Origin of the sequence: Anaerocolumna jejuensis DSM 15929 (assembly GCF_900142215.1) — a bacterium.
In the GTDB taxonomy this organism is placed as follows: Bacteria; Bacillota; Clostridia; order Lachnospirales; family Lachnospiraceae; genus Anaerocolumna; species Anaerocolumna jejuensis.
The window spans coordinates 298,412-315,874 of record NZ_FRAC01000007.1 but is presented as its reverse complement, the minus strand read 5'-3'; the positions used below and the strand labels follow the sequence as shown (position 1 = coordinate 315,874).

The following is a 17,463-nucleotide window of genomic DNA, read 5'->3' as shown; positions in this document are numbered from 1 at the left end:
CATCACAAGTTGTATTATATAATACAATTACATGATTGTCAACGAATCTTTACAATCGCTGCATTTATCTATATTTATACATATTTCACATTGTATTTCATTAATTTTTCTGTATTCTCTATGTAGAAAAATACAATCCAAGTGATTACTTATCGATTTTTGAAATATTATGCAATAGAATTTTAGGGATTTCACCAACAAATAACTTTTATTTACTTAAAAAATTGTTAAAATGCTTAAAATAATTTTTACATTATTTTAAGCTGTATTCACTTCCTTAATTGTAAACAAATCGTAATAAAATGTAAGTGGCAATTTTGTTTATTTATGGTATAATAAGGCTATAAGGGGGTGCTTTTGTGAAAAAATTAATGACATTATTAATAGCGTTAGCATTGATATTGCCAATTAAGGTAAACGCAGCAACTGTATATACTATAAGTTCAGAAAATTACGCTCTTTTTCCAAAAGAGACCGTACAATTAAATATTCTTAAGTATAACGAGCCGATAAAAGCAAAAGTCAAGTGGATAAGCAGTAATAAAAAGGTTGCCGCAGTTACTGTTAGCGGAAAGGTCACTGCAAAGTCAAAGGGAAAAGCAACTATTACCGGAATCTACAATAAGATTAAATATGAATGTAATATTAAGGTAACGGGGAGTACCCACGCTATTTTAAAGGCAGGTGATAATTCCGGCAGTAAACCAGACGATAATTCCGGCAGTAAGCCAGATGATAATTCAGGCAGTAAGCCAGGCGATAATTCAGGCAATTCAAGTGTTACTTATATTTCCTTAAGTAAATACAATTCTCTCAGTGATGGAATCAGCTATGCTGATGCCGTTAAGATAATCGGAGCAGAAGGAAGTGTATTATCCACTGTTGGAAGTGGTGATAAAACAACAATCTCTTATGTTTGGTATGGTAAAGACGGAATTTCAAAAGCAATTGTTATTTTTACAAATGATAAGCTCTATAGCAAGTCCCAGACTAAGCTTGAGTAATAAATGCCCTGTAAATGCAGGAATGGGATTGCTGTAATTAGATTATAATATTTATAGAAGGAATACCTGGCTTGCTATGGCTGGGTATTTTTTATTTTCTTGTCCATAAGATACCTGCCTGTCACAGATGAGCCTATCCCTTATACTGTTCACAATCTTTTCAATAAACCTTCATACCTGGTACACATATGAACGATATACTAAGTTCATAAGATAACAACAAGGTTCCCCACCTTGCTAATATAAACTTTTTTCATAAATAGCCAGCAGGTTATCCTGCTGGCTCCTCCTTTGTAAAATTGCTTACAAGCATTTTATGTCACTTATTCCCCCTTGTAACAATAATAAAAATTCTCTATATATTATATTAAAACCAATTTCGAGGCCTTAAATGATACATGCCAGCCAGCTAGAAAAAGTATGTCCAATTGGTGCTTATCCTCCCAGCTATTTAAGTGAGACAACGAATGAAATTGGTCAGAATTACACGTTTCCCGAATTGCAGCAAATAGTATACCAATATGGAGCATTACTCTCTCAAATCCCTGCTGATTTATTAATTCCGCTGCCGCCGTCCGTACCGCAATTAAATTCAGAAAAAGAAAATACTCAGTTGTATAACTGCCTGCTAAATAGCTGGTCCGTTATCAATTTAACAGCCATGCCTCCGGCTCCTCCCGGCCCGTACCCCTTTTACTTTTTTCTGACAGGTGCAAGTACCTTTGGATTCATGGGATTTTTATGGATTAATCAACTCCCTTCCCCATTCCCTGTATATGTTTTTATACCACTTTCGAATATTTCCGGCATATCATGCGTCTTTTAATATCTTCCTTAATCTTCTATCCATAGGACCTCTACCCCTAAGACCGTCTTCTGCCTAAGTGTTCGTATATACTATTATAATATAATATGCTTAACCAGGCAGCCGGTAGGGCGGTCACGCCATCCGTTTCGAGTCCTGCGAAAGGGGTGGTGCTTATGTATATTACATATAGTGATCTATTCACCTTTGTAATTATGCTTGCAGCTATAATAACACTTGTCAGAAATGACAGGTACAAAAAATAGCCGCCCTGCTCTCTGGTAAAGTTTAGGGCGGCTATTTTAGTCCATAATCATTCGCCGAAGCGGATAGGTGCGATCTATCCTCCGGCTGTCTTGCTAAACATATAATACACTAACATTAAGTGCATGTCAATGTTATAGGAACCTCCACAGATTGTAATAAGGGGGATTGGGAATGGACGATGATTTTGGCTTACCTTTCGTGATTTTCTCGTTCGGGGTTCCGAATTCCACTAAAATGCCGGCAGCTGTTCCTGGCAGGTGAAATTATACCAAACTCGCTGGAAGGTTGTTTTTGTGTGGGGCTGTGAGCTCAGACAGTGGTATAATTTTACCTAGGAACAGCTGCTGCCATTTAAGTGTCATTAGGGAACTCCTCAATAGAAAATTACGAAAGGTAAGCCAAAATCATCTGGGGTTGGCAATAAACCCTTGGACAGTTGTTGTGTTGTTGGAGTAGTTTGCGTTTAATATTATAGCGTTAATATTGGTCTATTTCTAATTTTGTATTATTATACCACATAAAAGGAAACAGTGAAATGGATTTAGTTTGTGAAAAAAAAGAGAATTTTGGTAACCATATTTATTTTAATTGTAGTTGCCATCACTACAAAAAATACTTTTGTTAATACTACGGCAAAGCAAGCCGAAGAAGATCAGACTATATTATATCAGGATGTTATCATTACTGCTCTTGCTCCTACGATTGATAAAGCAATAGACGAATATTATAAAAATGTTTTGAGTTATTTACCAGGTTATGATAGTTCATTTATAAAAATTTTGAATATTGAACGACCAAATGGCAATCGTACTTCGCACTTTATCATTAATATAGAAGTTGAACCATTTATCGGACCACACATAACGGTGGGTAAAGACAAGATTTCAATAAATCTTTCATACCCTGGAATACCTGAAATACTAAAATTTGAACATGTAGAAGACCATCCATTGCCAGAGCGTTATAAGGATCTATATTTACATTGAAAGATAATTATTCGTAAATATATAATGCAATACTTTAATACATATTATATAGTCTGCTACTAAAAATAACACACGGATAGAGATGGTGACGGAAAAGCCGGCGAATAAGTGCATTCAATAAGGTTCTTATATTGACATAATATAACAAAAGTTTCATACTGATAGTATAACTTTACTATCAGGAGGGTTATATGAATAAAGGAATTAAAATCTTTATCGGAGTTTGGTTAGCAAATCAAGACGCAAAATCCATCCCAAATGGTGATGCTCACAATAAAATAAATCCGAATAATGAGTCTAAAAATAATAAAATAGAAAATCATTATGTGGCTGGAACATCCTATAGGAGGGGCGAAATAGAATGCCTTGGTATGCTGAACGCTGATTATACAATGAGTTAAAATAAAAAAATGGCACTGTTCGTTGACAAAATAATATACTTACCCAGGCAGCCGGTAGGACGGTCATGCCATCCGTTTCGAGTCTTGCGAAAGGGGTGGTGCTTATGTACATTACATATAGTGATTTATTCACCTTTGTAATTATGATTGTAGCTATAATAACACTTGTCAGTAATGACAAGCACAAAAAATAGCCGTCCCAGTCTCTGCAAAAGTTAGGGCGACTATTTTTATAAGTTCTTAGTTTTCGCCGAGACGGATAGGCTTCATCTATCCTCCGGCTGTCTTGCTAAGTATATTATACAACTTTAGTACTAAAGAGTCAACGTGTTAAAATGTTTGATATAATAGCAGCTTATAGAATCGAATCCCTGTGACCGGGTATCTCCTCCAAAGGATAATAAAATGACAACCGAGGTAAAGCATTTTACTTTGGAACAAGTTTATTTGCTTTTTAAATACTTAATCTTGCATTGTTTGGTGGAATACGAAAAGGTGAATTAGTAGTTTTGAAGAGGATAGGCTGCCAGATAACAATGATATCAAAACAGTATCGGCCAGGCTGGGACGCAAAATAGTGTGCCCTGGTATTTTTTTAGTTAAACATTCACAAAAAAGTCACAACAGCATGAAAAAAGCACCCTTCCAGGTGCCTTGACTTTTTCTTTCAAACTCTCTAACCTTTGATTTTCCAAAGTTTTTCATAAGCTGGAAATGGGACTCGAACCCACGACTTCCTCATTACGAGTGAGGTACTCTACCAACTGAGTTATTCCAGCAAATAAAAAATCGAGGTGACGGGATTCGAACCCACGGCCTCTGCGTCCCGAACGCAGCGCTCTACCAATCTGAGCCACACCTCGTTATAGCATACTTCTAAATTAATCTCGCCAAACTATTATGCTACTTTGAGAGCAAAAAGTCAAGCTAAAAATAATATATTTTGCCAAATAATACTGTAATTATATGTATTACTTTAAGAATGCGGAATATATATTTAATTAGAAACTTGTATTTGAGGTCTCTTATGACAATTTATGTGGTACAACCGGGCGATACTATATATTCTATTGCTGAAGCCTATAAAATATCACCGGAAACTCTCATCCGTGATAATGGAATTATAAACTATACTAATTTAGTAGTCGGTCAGACTATTGTAATCGTATATCCACAGGAAGTCTATACTGTTGTCAAGGGAGATTCTTTATATAGCATAGCTGCATCTACCGGTGTCACGCCCCTTACGCTCTTGCGAAATAACCCGCAATTGTCAGACAGAAGTTACCTCTATCCCGGTGAACAACTGGCCATAAAGTATAATAACAACAAAGGACGTTTAAAAACCAATGGCTATGCCTATCACTTTATCGACAGTGACATTTTAAAAAAGACTTTGCCCTATCTTAGCTTTCTTACCATATTTGAATACAGGCTCTCTCCCGATGGCACATTGACCGGGGATGAAGACGAACCTCTTATTAACATGGCAAAGCTTTATGGGGTTGCTCCGATTATGGTACTAAGCTCCTACAATTCTACGGATGGCAGCGGAACAGCTTCCTATTTTACTCAAACGAATTCAGACGAATTCAACAGGACCACCTTCACAGCCATCATTGAAAAAATGATTGAGAAGGGGTATCTTGGTGTCAATATTTATGTACAAAAAATAACAGAAGAAACGCTGGAAGTGCTTACTGCAAACCTTAAAGCTTTTTCCGCAATTTTAAAAGAAATAGGCTTTACCCTTATGCTGACACTTACCCCTGAAATATTTGAACTTCCTCCGGGTGTCACTTATCTGAATGTGGATTATAGTGTCCTGGCTGAACTTGTGGATTATATTCTCCTGCTCTCTTATAGCTGGGGATATACCTACGGCCCGCCTGCCGCTGTGACGCCGGTCAATATTGTAAGGAGAAACTTAATTTATGCTGTCACTCAGATTCCAGCCCACAAGATATTTTTAGGGGTACCAACTATTGGATATGACTGGCATTTCACAGAGCAAGCTGAATATGCCGTAGCTTATGCCCTGACTTCTGACGCAGCAATTTTACTGGCTTCCGATGTCGGAGCCGTTATCCAGTTTGACTCCGATGCTATGGCACCTTTTTTCACCTATACCAGCAGAGATAATAACATGGAAGTTAATCATATCGTATGGTTTAAGGATGCCAGAAGTATCGATGTCCTATTTGGATTAATACAGGAATACAGTCTTTCCGGAGCAGCAATCTGGAATATCATGCACTTTTTTAACCAAATGTGGTTTATCATTAATACCCAATATGAAATCATCGGTCCTTTTGACAGTATATAACTACAATTTAAAACCTGCTGACAAAAAGCGGGTTATAATGCTAAGAAGGAATCTAAGCTGCAGTACAACCTGGATTCCTTCTTATTAATATATAAACTATATCTCTAGTTTGCTCTGTTCTCTCCCCAGAAGCAGATGCCAATTGCCCCGGGCCCGGAATGTGCTCCGATGCTTGGGCTTATGACATTTACTATTACGCTGGCATCTTTCACTTCTTCTTTTATAAGCTTAACGGCATACTCGGCATCTTCAAGTGCATCACCATGAACAACGCAAATAGTGCCCGGATTGCCAAGGTAGCTCCCCATCTGCTTTACCATATTGGATACAATGGTTGACAAAGATTTCTTGCGCCCTCTTACGGTACCTGAAGAAATTAATTTTCCTTCATTATTAATAATAAGAATAGGCTTGATACTGATCATGGTACCAACAATAGCAGTCATCTTGGAAACTCTTCCGCCTCTTTGCAAATGAAATAAATTATCTACCGTAAACTGTAAGCAAAAGTTATGGCGGTGCTTCTCAAGCCATGCCGCTATCTCCTTAAGGCTCTTTCCTTCTTCCTTCAGCTCCACTGCTTTCATTACCATAAGTCCCTGTCCCAGGGAGGCATTTAATGTATCAAATACTACAATTTCAGCATCCGTATATTCTTCGCATAATTCCCTCGCACCTGCTTCCACATTATTACACCCGCCGCTTAATGCAGAGGAAAAGCTTATATGCAAAATATCCTTTCCTTCTTTTATATATTCTAAAAAGGTGGAATGAATCACAGCCGGATTGCTAGCCATGGTAGTAGGCATTAATCCATTCCTCATGCTGTCATAAAATTCTTTTGGCGTAAGATTGACTTCTTCTCCATACACCGTATTATTCAACTCGTAATAATGGGGAATGATTCCTACCCTTTTTTCCTTAATGTAACCGGGTAATAAATCACAATTTGAATCTGTTGTTATAACAAAATCTTTCATCCTTACACCCTTTGCATACCACTGATTAATCTGCGGTACTGCCATAAATAAAACCGGTTGAAAGAATTGCAGCATGGCATCCTTTCATTTTTAAATTTTCTCTCAACCTTCATCTCCCTCTTGTGTTATGTAAACATTCAATTATATTATACCCGATAGGTGCTTTGGTGTATAGCATTATATGTAATTATTTAACATCGATTTAAGTGTCATATGTGAATACCAGCTTTCCCACGTATACCCTCCCTTTTCTTCCTACCTATACACCAGATAATTTAAAATCTTGCATTTTGACAAATTAACATAAGAATTATTTTTCAAACGACTTTTATTTCACACAATTCGTCATATTTTCATATAATACAGTATAATAAAATCGGAGGAGCCCATGGGCGAATTATTAAAAATAAATAATGTAGGCTATACCTATCATAGTTTAGACGGAGAAACAACGGCTCTAAAAGATATTTCTTTTCACGTGAATGACGGTGAATTTCTCGCAATAGTCGGGCCAAGTGGATGCGGTAAATCTACTTTACTTTCACTGATAGCAGGGTTGATTTCCCCTGATACCGGTGAAATTCTAATAGATGGGAAGAATTTAAAATCATCCGGTAAAAATATCGGATATATGCTGCAAAAGGACCACTTGCTGGAGTGGCGTTCCACGCAGAAAAATCTGACTCTTGGCCTGGAAATCCAGCATAAGCTGACCGACAGCAGCTATGTCTGTATCAATGAAATGCTTTCTACCTATGGTCTTATAACCTTTCGTAACTCTAAACCTTCTTCCCTGTCCGGCGGCATGAGACAACGGGCTGCCCTTATAAGGACACTTCTGCTGGAGCCTGATATTCTTCTGTTAGACGAACCCTTTTCCGCTCTGGATTACCAAACTCGAATTGAAGTCTCTGATGATATATGGGGAATTATAAGAAAAGAGCATAAAACTGCTATTCTCATTACCCACGACATATCAGAAGCAATGCCAACCAAACTGCTATTTCTATTTTCAACATAATTCACCTTTTTTCTACTTCTTTCATATATTAATAAAAAAGTAAAGGAGTGAATTCAATATGTCTTATAATGAAGACGATAAAGATGTTAAGCAGGCAGGCTGTCCCAGCTGCGGTGACGGTTGGCCGAACCGCTGGGGTCCCGGCCCTGGTCCATGGGGACCCGGTCGTGGTTCCTGGGGGCCTGGGCCTGGCTCATGGGGACCTGGACCTGGTTCCTGGGGTCCTGGTCCTGGTTCCTGGGGCCATGGACCTGGTCCATGGGGTCCTGGCAGACCTCCCGGAAAATTTGGTCCATGGGGTCCCGGCCCATGGGGGCGTTAATCATATATTCTGCAAAAGTGCATTCTTGAACGAAACTTCAAAAAACGTTTGCATTTGATTTAAGAAATAAGGAGCTGTTATATAGCCTGTTAAATAAGGAAACTATGTAACAGCTCTTTTATATATCCTCATTTAATATATCTTCATTTTACATATGCCTTTCACATAATTCCTCCATATATTTTATCAGCTGTTCATAAATTTTGCATCTGTCCGGTTCCGGTTCACTTAATACCATCTGATAAAGAATTTCTGCTATAAGCTGATTACCGATTTCAGCAGCCAGCCGCCTCCCATCCTCCGGATTATTAATAACAATCTCCATATTCTCTTTATATAAATTGAATTTTAGTTTTATCCTCCTTCAGCTATAAAAAGGCTGAAATATATAGCTTTTTTATAACTGATAGAAATCTGAAAACTGAATTCAGCTTATATATTCCCGGTTGCTTTAATTATCACAGATTATTCCCGCACCTTCTGATTTATGTAAGAATACGTCATGTTGGCCCCTGCTTTAGGATATACATTAGTCAGGGGGTGAATACGATGAACATTGCCATATACAGCAGAAAGTCCAAATTTTCCGAAAAGGGCGAATCCGTAGAGAATCAGATCCAATACTGTAAAGCTTATGCCGATACTCATTTAATAAATATCCCTGAGAAGATTTTCTTTACTTACGAAGATGAAGGCTTCTCTGCAGCCACTTCCATGCGCCCACAATTTCAAAAGCTTTTAGTGGACATTAAGAGCGGAAAAATACAGCTGCTAATGTGTTACCGCCTTGACCGTATTACCAGAAAGGTATCGGACTTTTCGAAAACTCTGGAGCTATTGGAGAAAATGAATGTGGGATTCATATCTGCCACTGAAAATTTTGATACCTCCACACCAATGGGTAAGGCTATGATATACATCGCATCTGTTTTTGCACAGCTGGAAAGGGAAACCATTGCCGAGAGAGTCCGGGACAATATGCTTGCTCTGTCCAAAACCGGCAGGTGGCTGGGAGGTCTTACTCCTCTTGGCTTCTCTTCCAGTGAAGTCATTTATCTGGATTCTGAACTCAGAGAAAGAAAGCTGTATCAGCTTGTACCCCGGGAAGAGGAATTACGAACCGTCTCCCTTCTCTTTAAAAAGTACCTGGAAGTTGGCAGCCTTTCTGCTGTTGAAAGCTATTGCCTGACTCATGATATCAAATCTCAAAAAAACTGTTTCTTTAATAAGAGCAGTATTGCCCAGATTCTTGAAAATCCCACCTATTGCATGGGAGATGAAACATCCTATCATTATTTTTCAGAGCTTGGCTGCTGCGTAACATCTTCTAAAAATGAATTTGACGGAAGTAAAGGCATTCTCTGCTATAACCGTACCAACCAGCAGACAAAGTCCTGCCGCAAAAGGCGCCCTCCTGATCAATGGATAGTCGCCTTAGGCAAGCATAAGGGAATAATTACCGGGGAGAGCTATGTTAAGGTTCAAAAAAAATTAAAGCAAAATAAAGAAAAAGCCTCTCCCAGAAAGGATACCTCCTCCTTTTCCCTGGTCTCAGGCAAAATAAAATGTCAAAACTGCGGTTCCAAAATGCGGATAAAAAACATTCGAAATAGCAATGGCTGCACTCATTTTAGCTATGCCTGCGAAATGAAAGTACTGTCAAAGGGCAGTAAATGTACGATTTCAAATATCAATGGGAAGGAATTCGATAAAGCTCTGACAAATGTTTTATGGAGCTATCTGGAAGACTCTGTTGACTACCGTAAAATATTAAAATTTTTGGAGCAAAAAAACATACCGGCAGTGTTTGAAGTATACGGCAATACCACTGCTCCTGCAGCGTTAAAAGAAGAAAAGGAAGAATACCGGAATGAAATAAATACTATAATAGAGCAATTGTCCAAAGATTCCTCTCCTCTTCTGAAGAAGTATCTTCTGCCAAGGCTTGAAGAATTAGATCGGCGGATAAGCCTGTTAGACCAGAAAATCACGAAGCTTTCATACTCCTCAGGCGGGGATGGGCAAATAGAGGGAAGTCCTTTCTTTATTCATAATAAGGAAAAGTTAAGCTCCATCCTGGACAAAGCAAGTATTAATAGTAAAAAAATGGTTATCAATGCAATGCTCGACTCAGTGGAATGGAACGGAAAGGCAGCCTATATAAGCTTTCGGACACCGGACATTTAGCATTATGGTATTGATAGGGGAAGCTGTCTCTATGGCTGACCGTATCATTGTGTTCGGCTGCCGCCCGGCATCCATAAAATGTGAGATAGATGTGGATCTTACCCTGGATGAACGAACCCCCTTTAAAGCCAGAAGTGCTCCGGAATTCAAAGACTATTTCAATCTGATCTGGAAGGAGTTAAGTCATGGCAAAATCAGCAGCTAACAGCACTTACTCTCCTTCCCACCAGAAATTCCTGAAACAATATTACCGCAGAAAACGTTCCATCCGTATCCTGCAGCTTCTTATTATTATAATTTTTATGGCACTTTGGGAAATTACTACCCGAATTGGATGGGTGGATTCCTTTATATTCAGCAGTCCCTCCAGGGTGGCAGGGACTTTTCTTACTATGGCAGCTGACGGTACTATCTTCTATCACACCGGTATTACTCTCCTTGAGACCTTTGTCAGCTTCGCCATAGTAAATATTTTCGGTATTGCAATTGCCATATTGCTATGGTGGAATGACAGGCTTGCCAAAGTGCTGGAGCCTTATCTGGTAGTGCTGAACAGCCTTCCAAAATCCGCCCTTGCCCCGGTATTTATTGTATGGCTCGGAAATAATGTTAAAACAATTATTGTGGCTGCGGTGTCAGTTGTGGCTGCTGTAAAAATACAATAACCCTGTATAACAGAGAAATTAACTCCTGCCATACAGGGATCCTGTATAAGGGGGCTGTTGGATACCTTTTGAAACAGTCCTTATTTTTCTAACTTCTTTATCAGGTTAAGAGTACAGATATATCCACTTGTTTCTGCCCATCCCAGGGATTTTCTTTTTGCCCGGACGGCGGCAGCAGTCTTTTCCCCCCATACTCCGTCCGATTTCTCCCCAAGCTTCCACTGTATCCATCGCACTTCTGAGGGCTTAGCTGTAGTTTTTGTTATCCGGGCTTTCGGTTTATCACAGAAACCTTTCAGGAAAAGCTCCCTTTCTTTTGCCCTGCGCTCTGTCAAGCCCGGAACCACATTCCCTCCGGATTTATTCCATTCCATGAACTGATCGGCAGCTCCAATATAATCCTTGCTATTGAGCTTCGCTAACAGTGTGCTTTTCGTTAGTGCCGCCCCTCCGCAGTTATACGAAAAACTCACTAAGGAGTCAAACATATTCTGGGTGATCTCAACTATCACGTAGTTATTTACTGTCCTTTCGTAGCTTTTTAGATCATTCTTCAGCATAGCTTCTGCCTGAGCAAGGGTGATTGTCATGCCTGGCTTTACGTCAGCCCCATAGTGGCCATAACCGATAGTGTAATATTTTTCAGTTGCCAGGGCTTTGTATGCTTTCAGCCGGCAGCCCTCAAACTGTTTTAGAAGTGCTATTCCGGCCTTTGATGTCTTTTTACTCATAGCTGACCACCGTCCTATTCCCCTTATCAACAAGCCCTACCCCAACAATATATGCCATAACGAAAGCTTCTGCCATGATAAGAGCCCTGATATCCTATTTTATAAAAAGACGGGGTGTATTCCTTTTAATGTTCCCAGAACCAGACCCAACTGGAATTGTCTCCCCCAGAATCATCCTCTGGCCCGATTTGGGGAACGGAGTAATGAATGGAGTAGAAGACGCCAGCATATATAATTTCTTCGCATCCACCCGATTCCTTAACAAATATCGCACTTTTCCCATTATCATAACGGATTTTATCGATTATAGTAAAACTAACCGGAATAAGTAACAGGATACCCAGAATCATTAAAACAATAAACAACTTTTTCTTTTTCATATGTACGCTCCTTTGCAAACCAGTATTTGTTTATAGCATAACTTATTTTCAGGCAACTATCAACATTTTCAGCTTCCAATGTCCGTCAATTGATTAAATTTATTTCTGTCCTTCATCCCAGACCGCCTAAGCAGTTTTATCCTGCTGTTTCCTGCCTTTTGATTCTTCCCTGGGAATTAAGCTTACACTAACTTCAACATTGCCTTCCCTGGCTTTCAAAATCTGTTCTATGACCCTGCAAATTCTGTCTGAATTAAGCTTTCCATACATCATGCCAATTAACCTCCCTTTCTATATTGATATTGTTACTGTTTGGACTTTTTGCAGATTTTTTTATTTTCCTGTTTTTCATTATCCAGGGCTGCTGAGTTCAATCTATTCACTCCTTAATTATACTATTTTATCCCATATGGTAACTTGTGAAAGTTACATCATTAGTATAAATTATTATAAAACACACATAAGAAAGAGGGAATACTGTATTTCTTTACCTTTGGATGTTTTGGCCTGGGTCTGGTGGTTGACTTCATCCTTATATTAGCCGGAGCCTTCAAAGATATTGCCGGACTTCCCGTCAAAGTCTGGCAATAAAAAATCTGCTATCCACTTCCCAGCGTGCCGCAAGATCGTACCAAGGATTTCGCAGGCGCAATCTTGTGTGTGAAAATTGCTTTTTTAATTTTCACACTAATCTCTGCACCCCTACAGGTGCATTTTTTATGCCTGAAAATCATAGATTGCAGAGAAAGGGTAATAATTTGAAAAATGTGTTGCATTTTTCAAATTTCTATTTAAGCAGTATCCCATGCAAGCTTGGGATATGCATAGGAATTAGTTTGAAAAACGCGTTTCATTTTTCAGATTTCTAATTAAGCAATATCGCAAGCGGACTTGCGATATGCATGGGGATTAGTATGAGAGCTGCCATTTATATCCGCGTTTCCACAGAGGAACAGAAAATCAACGGCTTATCCGTAGAGACACAAAGAAATGTCCTGACAGACTATGCCAGAAAAAACGACCTGGAAATCGTAGGTTATTACATTGATGCCGGACTGACCGCCAGAAAGAAGCTCTCCCACAGGAAGGAGCTCCTCCGGCTCCTGGAAGATGCCCAAAAGGGATTAATTGACCTGATTATCTTTACAAAGCTTGACCGCTGGTTCCGTAATATAGCCGATTATTATAAGGTTCAGGAAAGACTGGATGACTATAAGGTCAACTGGAAAACCGTCCTTGAAAGCTATGATACCTCAACGGCCAATGGCAGGCTACATATCAATATTATGCTCTCCATTGCCCAGGATGAGGCGGACCGCACCAGCGAACGTATAAAGGCAGTATTTGAAAATAAACGGTCCAAGGGAGAAACGCCGTCTAACAGAGCTCCTCTCGGATACAAAATAGAGAATTCCAGGCTGCTGATAGAGGAAGATACCCGCCAGATTTCCCTGGATATCTTTGAGTATTATGATACCCACCATTCCGTCCTTGGCTGTGTCCGTCTTGCCAGAGAAAAATATGGCTATAAAATATATGATTACTCTATCCGGAGGATGTTTGCAAACACCATTTACATAGGCGAATTCAGAGGTTATGAAGGCTTTTGTGAACCTCTTGTGGATAAGGATTTATTTTACCGGATACAAAACTACAGGAACGTCAGAGAATTTAAAAACCAGCTGGCAGCCGGTAGGACCTATCTCTTTTCTGCCCTCATACTCTGTGAGGAATGCCGGCATGCTATGACAGCCGGCTTCTCCATCCAGCAGCAGAAGCACGGCCCGAAGGAATTCCACTATTACCGCTGCCGTGAAGCAGTTGTCAACCACACCTGCTGCCACAGAAAGCGCATGAATGAAGAAGCCCTGGAGCGCTATCTCCTTGATAGTATTAAACGTGAAATGGGAGAAACCTTAGTGGTCATTAAAAAGCGGCACCTCTCCGTTAGGAACAGAAGAATTGATACCGCTAAGATTAAGAAGCAGCTGGAAAAACTAAAAGACCTCTACCTGGATGATTTGATAGACAAGGATTCTTATAAACAGGAATATAAGCTGCTCACCGCCCAATTGGATTCTACCGCTCCTGTGGAGCCGGCCCCTTCCGAAAAGTGCGGTATATATCTCGAGCAGGATATCAATAGTCTTTACCAGGAGATGTCCCCCGAGGAACGCAAGATTTTCTGGCTGGGAATTGTTGACCGGATTGTGATTGATAAAGAGAACCGCATCGATTTCTTTCTGCAGGAATAATTGTACTTTTCCTACACTCGCAGTTGCCGTATTCAGTACTATTATCACTCTCTATACCAATTTCATTAATGTGGAGGAAGATAAGAAAAAGCTGATATTAACCTTAGGCGGAAAGAAAAAGGATGTCCTGCTGAAGGTTGTTATCCCTGGCAATATCCCGCAAATCATCAGCATTATGAAGGTGAATATAGGCTTATCTCTGGTGGGTGTCATAATCGGAGAATTCCTGGCGGCAAAAGCGGGCCTGGGTTACCTGATTATTTATGGAAGCCAGATATTTAAGCTGGATTATGTAATTATGTCAATTGTCCTTCTCTGCATACTGGCAACTCTTCTGTACCAGCTGCTTACCCATTTTGAAAAGAGATATAAGCTACTGTAGCTCATTCCCTTTTAGCCAGGGACATAAGCTTCTGATAAGGATATCCGCCGAAACAAAGAGAGCAAAGCCGACGAAAGATATCACAAGAATCCCCATATACATCTGGATATAGTTAATGCGTGACCAGGCATCCAGGATATAATATCCCATACCATAGCCGGTTCCATAGCCTTCGATAAAGATAAGAATAGAAACAGCAGTACCAAGGGAAACTCTTATGCTGGTGAACAACTGGGGCAGAATGGCGGGCAGGGTAATATGCCTGATTATCTGGAAGCGCCCTCCTCCCGAGCTGATTACCGTCTGATAAAGGGAATTGTCAATATTTACGACACTGTCCCTGACAGAGACTATCACCTGAAATACAATAATAAAAAAGATAATGGCAATCTTGGAACCGTCCCGCATTCCCCAAAGCAGCATAGCAATGGGGAGCAGGGCGGTTTTTGGTACCGGGTATCCAAAGTATACCAGGGGATAGAGAAAAGAATTTGCTTTTTCCGAATAGGCCATCAGTATTCCGGTGGGAAGCCCAATGATAAGAGAAAGCGCCAGCCCGATAAATATCCTTCTCAGACTGTAATAGATATGAAGGAATATGCCGTCGGAAAATACAGTAATAAAATTCCCATACACCTTAAAGGGGCTGGGAACAACAGCTGTATCCATCCAATATGAAAAAATCAGCCAGATAATATTCAGAACCAGAAAGCCCTTCAGAAATGTCAGGCATTGTTTTCCTATCGTCTTCATTCCCTTATCCCCCTCTCTTTGCAGCACTTACGAATCTATCGGCATTTTATATGCAGCACTTATAAATTTATCGGTATTTCATTATGCAGCACTTATAAATTAACCGGTAATTTATAATAAATGCTTCATTAGAATATCCTTTGTTTTATCATACTCATCGTTGCTTTTTACAACACTTCCAAAATAAGGATTACTCTCCAAATATTGAATGCTGCCTCTTTCCCTGCTCATTACCCCAATTCTGTTGCCCAAATATAAAGCCTCTTCGATATTGTGTGTTACAAGCAGAACTGTAACCCTGTATTTTTCCCATAGGGACAGATACAGTTTCTTTGCCTCCTCTGCCGTTATGGCATCCAGACTGGAAAAGGGTTCATCCATTAACAGCAGATCGGGCTTTCGCAGAAAAGCCCTGGCAATGGCAGCTCTTTGAGCCTGTCCTCCGCTTAAGCTTCCCGGATAGCGGTCTAAAAGCTCCTCTATATGCAGTGCTTTGCTAATCTCCTCAAGCTCCTTTATACCTTCCCTGTCCCTATCCTCTTTCCTTATTTTAAGAGGCAGCAGACAGTTTTCCCTGACAGTTTTCCAGGGCAGCAAACCGCTGCCCTGAGGTATCACTCCAATTCTATGTAATTTGGGAGACAGTACTTCCTTTAGCCCGTCTTTTTCATAAAAGGCGCCGCCGGAATCAAAGGGCAGCATACCGGCCAGGGCATTTACAAGGGTGGACTTACCGCAGCCTGACGGGCCCAGAATTGCCAGGCACTCTCCATCCTCTATCTGCAGCGTCAGGTTATGTATCACTATCTTTTTATTCTTTTTGCTTTGATACCCCAGGGAGGCATCTTCCAGGACCAACATCCTACCACCTGCCTTTCCAGTCCACAGGTAATCACTATCCTATGCCCGGATACTATTTAACGATTGCAATCAGGACTATTTATATACGTCATATACGACCTTATCATAGGTAAGCTCCTTCGAGCATAAGCCTTTATCCGACGCCCAGGCTATCGCTGCCTCAACTTCCCCTTTTTCCGGAAGCTTGCTGGTACGAAATTGTTTTATCTCAATGTGTCCTTTCATTTCTTCCGGATAGCCCGCCGCTTTTATTACGGCATCCTCATATTCTGATACATCAGTCCCGTTGATATAATCCACCATTTCATTATAAGCCTTATATAAGCTTCTGACAGACTCTTCCTTTTCTCCAAGGGCTTTCTTGGAAAAGGCTGATACCGCAGGGTACAGGCCGTACTCGTTGGCACTGCCCAGGTACACAGCCCCGTCATTTAAGGCAAGGGTCGCAAAGGGTTCCGGCAGAAGTACAAGGTCAATCTTATCATTCCTTAGCATTTCCAGTCTGTCCGGAATTCTGGGTATTGCCTCCTTTTTGACCTCCTCCGGCTGTAGACCGTTATTCCCAAGTATGCTGTCCAGGGTATATTCAATTAATGTATTTTCCGATATTGCCACGCTTCTTCCCTTTATTCCGCTGACATCCTTAATTCCGGCATTTTTTCCTGCCAGCAGCAGATAGTCCCCGTCCGTTATGCCGGTTATCCTGACGTCAAAGCCTCCATTCTGGTACATACAGACTCCGATGTAATCTGACAGCACGCCGTCCAGTTCGCCGGCCGTAAAAGCCGCATCCCTGTCCTTTGCCGCAGTAAAAACTTCCAGCTCCAGCTGAAAGCCATATTTTTCATCCAGCTTCTTTTCCTTAATCAATTCATAGGGTATAACATCAAGGGAAGACATCATACCAATCCGCAGGGTCGTCTGCTCCGTATCCTTTTCACTGTTTTTGACCTTCTCGCAGCCGGTCAAGAGCAGTCCTGCTATTACCATTATAATAAAGAACCTTTTTTTCATACTTGCTCCCATTGCATACCGCAGACTAGTCTGCGGTACTGCCTTAAATAATAGAGTGTGAAAAGCTCCTTTCTTTCACACTTGCTCCCATTGCATACCGCAGGCTTGTCTGCGGTACTGCCT

General features: G+C 40.3%; 18 protein-coding genes, 2 tRNA genes and 2 pseudogenes. 12 read left to right on the top strand and 10 right to left on the bottom strand.

All coding sequences use genetic code 11. The features are described 5' to 3' along the window. Window positions 1–359 precede the first annotated feature (359 nt). The 4 genes from BUB77_RS04885 to BUB77_RS04870 all read left to right on the top strand — a co-directional run bounded on the left by BUB77_RS04885 (window position 360) and on the right by BUB77_RS04870 (window position 3,463). Window positions 360–1,004 carry an Ig-like domain-containing protein gene (locus BUB77_RS04885; protein WP_073273477.1) on the top strand — a complete coding sequence of 215 codons (645 nt, stop codon included), beginning with the start codon at window positions 360–362 and terminating at the stop codon, window positions 1,002–1,004. A gap of 391 nt (window positions 1,005–1,395) precedes the next feature. Next, on the top strand, window positions 1,396–1,830 hold the full coding sequence (locus BUB77_RS04880) for a hypothetical protein (protein ID WP_073273475.1): 435 nt from the start codon (window positions 1,396–1,398) through the stop codon (window positions 1,828–1,830). Between the two features lie 794 nt (window positions 1,831–2,624). After that, the gene (locus BUB77_RS04875; RefSeq protein WP_073273474.1) at window positions 2,625–3,062 is read left to right on the top strand and encodes a DUF3888 domain-containing protein; all 438 of its coding nucleotides are present in this window, start codon (window positions 2,625–2,627) and stop codon (window positions 3,060–3,062) included. Between the two features lie 191 nt (window positions 3,063–3,253). Beyond that, on the top strand, window positions 3,254–3,463 hold the full coding sequence (locus tag BUB77_RS04870) for a hypothetical protein (protein ID WP_073273472.1): 210 nt from the start codon (window positions 3,254–3,256) through the stop codon (window positions 3,461–3,463). A gap of 706 nt (window positions 3,464–4,169) precedes the next feature. Here BUB77_RS04870 and BUB77_RS04865 read toward each other — a convergent pair. After that, window positions 4,170–4,242: transfer RNA gene (locus BUB77_RS04865), tRNA-Thr, on the bottom strand. Window positions 4,243–4,252: 10 nt separating this feature from the next. Continuing rightward, window positions 4,253–4,326: transfer RNA gene (locus tag BUB77_RS04860), tRNA-Pro, on the bottom strand. A gap of 164 nt (window positions 4,327–4,490) precedes the next feature. On the opposite strand from BUB77_RS04860, the gene BUB77_RS04855 reads away from it, so the two are divergent. Continuing rightward, window positions 4,491–5,789 carry a LysM peptidoglycan-binding domain-containing protein gene (locus tag BUB77_RS04855; RefSeq protein WP_073273471.1) on the top strand — a complete coding sequence of 433 codons (1,299 nt, stop codon included), beginning with the start codon at window positions 4,491–4,493 and terminating at the stop codon, window positions 5,787–5,789. A gap of 104 nt (window positions 5,790–5,893) precedes the next feature. Here the strand turns inward: BUB77_RS04855 and BUB77_RS04850 are convergent, their stop codons facing one another. Then, a complete protein-coding gene (locus tag BUB77_RS04850; RefSeq protein WP_073273917.1) occupies window positions 5,894–6,769 on the bottom strand; it encodes a DegV family protein in 876 nt (291 codons plus the stop codon). Between the two features lie 388 nt (window positions 6,770–7,157). On the opposite strand from BUB77_RS04850, the pseudogene BUB77_RS04845 reads away from it, so the two are divergent. Further along, window positions 7,158–7,757, top strand: a pseudogene (locus tag BUB77_RS04845) (ATP-binding cassette domain-containing protein); the annotation flags it as partial. Window positions 7,758–7,873: 116 nt separating this feature from the next. After that, window positions 7,874–8,170 carry a hypothetical protein gene (locus tag BUB77_RS29785; protein WP_170866582.1) on the top strand — a complete coding sequence of 99 codons (297 nt, stop codon included), beginning with the start codon at window positions 7,874–7,876 and terminating at the stop codon, window positions 8,168–8,170. A 90-nt stretch (window positions 8,171–8,260) separates the two neighbouring features. On the opposite strand, the gene BUB77_RS29780 is transcribed toward BUB77_RS29785, so the two are convergent. After that, window positions 8,261–8,437 carry a hypothetical protein gene (locus tag BUB77_RS29780; RefSeq protein WP_170866581.1) on the bottom strand — a complete coding sequence of 59 codons (177 nt, stop codon included), beginning with the start codon at window positions 8,435–8,437 and terminating at the stop codon, window positions 8,261–8,263. A gap of 224 nt (window positions 8,438–8,661) precedes the next feature. Here BUB77_RS29780 and BUB77_RS04835 point away from each other — a divergent pair, with 224 nt between their 5' ends. Genes BUB77_RS04835 through BUB77_RS04830 form a run of 3 tightly spaced genes read left to right on the top strand, consistent with a single transcriptional unit; the run spans window position 8,662 to window position 10,964 of the window. After that, on the top strand, window positions 8,662–10,299 hold the full coding sequence (locus tag BUB77_RS04835; RefSeq protein WP_073273467.1) for a recombinase family protein: 1,638 nt from the start codon (window positions 8,662–8,664) through the stop codon (window positions 10,297–10,299). 31 nt (window positions 10,300–10,330) lie between these two features. Next, window positions 10,331–10,504 (top strand): hypothetical protein, encoded by a 174-nt coding sequence (locus BUB77_RS29775; RefSeq protein ID WP_170866580.1) that lies wholly within the window; start codon window positions 10,331–10,333, stop codon window positions 10,502–10,504. Further along, a complete protein-coding gene (locus BUB77_RS04830) occupies window positions 10,485–10,964 on the top strand; it encodes an ABC transporter permease (RefSeq protein WP_073273465.1) in 480 nt (159 codons plus the stop codon). The genes BUB77_RS29775 and BUB77_RS04830 overlap by 20 nt, the downstream gene beginning before the upstream one ends. 80 nt (window positions 10,965–11,044) lie before the next feature. On the opposite strand, the gene BUB77_RS04825 is transcribed toward BUB77_RS04830, so the two are convergent. The 3 genes from BUB77_RS04825 to BUB77_RS29770 form a co-directional block, all read right to left on the bottom strand. Beyond that, entirely contained in the window at window positions 11,045–11,695 is a 651-nt protein-coding gene (locus tag BUB77_RS04825; protein ID WP_073273463.1) for a lysozyme, read from the bottom strand. 125 nt (window positions 11,696–11,820) lie between these two features. Continuing rightward, on the bottom strand, window positions 11,821–12,075 hold the full coding sequence (locus BUB77_RS04820) for a hypothetical protein (RefSeq protein WP_073273462.1): 255 nt from the start codon (window positions 12,073–12,075) through the stop codon (window positions 11,821–11,823). 126 nt (window positions 12,076–12,201) lie between these two features. Next, window positions 12,202–12,348 (bottom strand): hypothetical protein, encoded by a 147-nt coding sequence (locus BUB77_RS29770; RefSeq protein WP_170866579.1) that lies wholly within the window; start codon window positions 12,346–12,348, stop codon window positions 12,202–12,204. 641 nt (window positions 12,349–12,989) lie between these two features. Between BUB77_RS29770 and BUB77_RS04815 the strand changes: the two genes are divergently transcribed. Then, window positions 12,990–14,330 (top strand): recombinase family protein, encoded by a 1,341-nt coding sequence (locus BUB77_RS04815; RefSeq protein WP_073273460.1) that lies wholly within the window; start codon window positions 12,990–12,992, stop codon window positions 14,328–14,330. A 16-nt stretch (window positions 14,331–14,346) separates the two neighbouring features. Next, window positions 14,347–14,712, top strand: a pseudogene (locus BUB77_RS04810) (ABC transporter permease); the annotation flags it as partial. On the opposite strand, the gene BUB77_RS04805 reads toward BUB77_RS04810, so the two are convergent. The 3 genes from BUB77_RS04805 to BUB77_RS04795 form a co-directional block, all read right to left on the bottom strand. Further along, on the bottom strand, window positions 14,704–15,465 hold the full coding sequence (locus BUB77_RS04805) for an ABC transporter permease (RefSeq protein WP_073273458.1): 762 nt from the start codon (window positions 15,463–15,465) through the stop codon (window positions 14,704–14,706). The pseudogene BUB77_RS04810 and the gene BUB77_RS04805 overlap by 9 nt on opposite strands. 111 nt (window positions 15,466–15,576) lie before the next feature. Beyond that, window positions 15,577–16,326: an ATP-binding cassette domain-containing protein gene (locus tag BUB77_RS04800; protein WP_073273456.1), complete on the bottom strand. Its 750-nt coding sequence runs from the start codon at window positions 16,324–16,326 to the stop codon at window positions 15,577–15,579. A 75-nt stretch (window positions 16,327–16,401) separates the two neighbouring features. Beyond that, window positions 16,402–17,340, bottom strand: a complete 939-nt coding sequence (locus BUB77_RS04795; RefSeq protein WP_073273454.1) for an ABC transporter substrate-binding protein — start codon at window positions 17,338–17,340, stop codon at window positions 16,402–16,404. Window positions 17,341–17,463 lie beyond the last annotated feature (123 nt).

Coding starts and splice junctions, on each gene's coding strand:
- BUB77_RS04880 (WP_073273475.1), top strand. CDS start 1,396: ATGATACATGCCAGCCAGCTAGAAAAAGTATGTCCAATTGGTGCTTAT.
- BUB77_RS04870 (WP_073273472.1), top strand. CDS start 3,254: ATGAATAAAGGAATTAAAATCTTTATCGGAGTTTGGTTAGCAAATCAA.
- BUB77_RS04855 (WP_073273471.1), top strand. CDS start 4,491: ATGACAATTTATGTGGTACAACCGGGCGATACTATATATTCTATTGCT.
- BUB77_RS04850 (WP_073273917.1), bottom strand. CDS start 6,769: ATGAAAGATTTTGTTATAACAACAGATTCAAATTGTGATTTATTACCC.
- BUB77_RS29785 (WP_170866582.1), top strand. CDS start 7,874: ATGTTAAGCAGGCAGGCTGTCCCAGCTGCGGTGACGGTTGGCCGAACC.
- BUB77_RS29780 (WP_170866581.1), bottom strand. CDS start 8,437: ATGGAGATTGTTATTAATAATCCGGAGGATGGGAGGCGGCTGGCTGCT.
- BUB77_RS04835 (WP_073273467.1), top strand. CDS start 8,662: ATGAACATTGCCATATACAGCAGAAAGTCCAAATTTTCCGAAAAGGGC.
- BUB77_RS29775 (WP_170866580.1), top strand. CDS start 10,331: ATGGCTGACCGTATCATTGTGTTCGGCTGCCGCCCGGCATCCATAAAA.
- BUB77_RS04830 (WP_073273465.1), top strand. CDS start 10,485: ATGGCAAAATCAGCAGCTAACAGCACTTACTCTCCTTCCCACCAGAAA.
- BUB77_RS04825 (WP_073273463.1), bottom strand. CDS start 11,695: ATGAGTAAAAAGACATCAAAGGCCGGAATAGCACTTCTAAAACAGTTT.
- BUB77_RS04820 (WP_073273462.1), bottom strand. CDS start 12,075: ATGAAAAAGAAAAAGTTGTTTATTGTTTTAATGATTCTGGGTATCCTG.
- BUB77_RS29770 (WP_170866579.1), bottom strand. CDS start 12,348: ATGATGTATGGAAAGCTTAATTCAGACAGAATTTGCAGGGTCATAGAA.
- BUB77_RS04815 (WP_073273460.1), top strand. CDS start 12,990: ATGAGAGCTGCCATTTATATCCGCGTTTCCACAGAGGAACAGAAAATC.
- BUB77_RS04805 (WP_073273458.1), bottom strand. CDS start 15,465: ATGAAGACGATAGGAAAACAATGCCTGACATTTCTGAAGGGCTTTCTG.
- BUB77_RS04800 (WP_073273456.1), bottom strand. CDS start 16,326: ATGTTGGTCCTGGAAGATGCCTCCCTGGGGTATCAAAGCAAAAAGAAT.
- BUB77_RS04795 (WP_073273454.1), bottom strand. CDS start 17,340: ATGAAAAAAAGGTTCTTTATTATAATGGTAATAGCAGGACTGCTCTTG.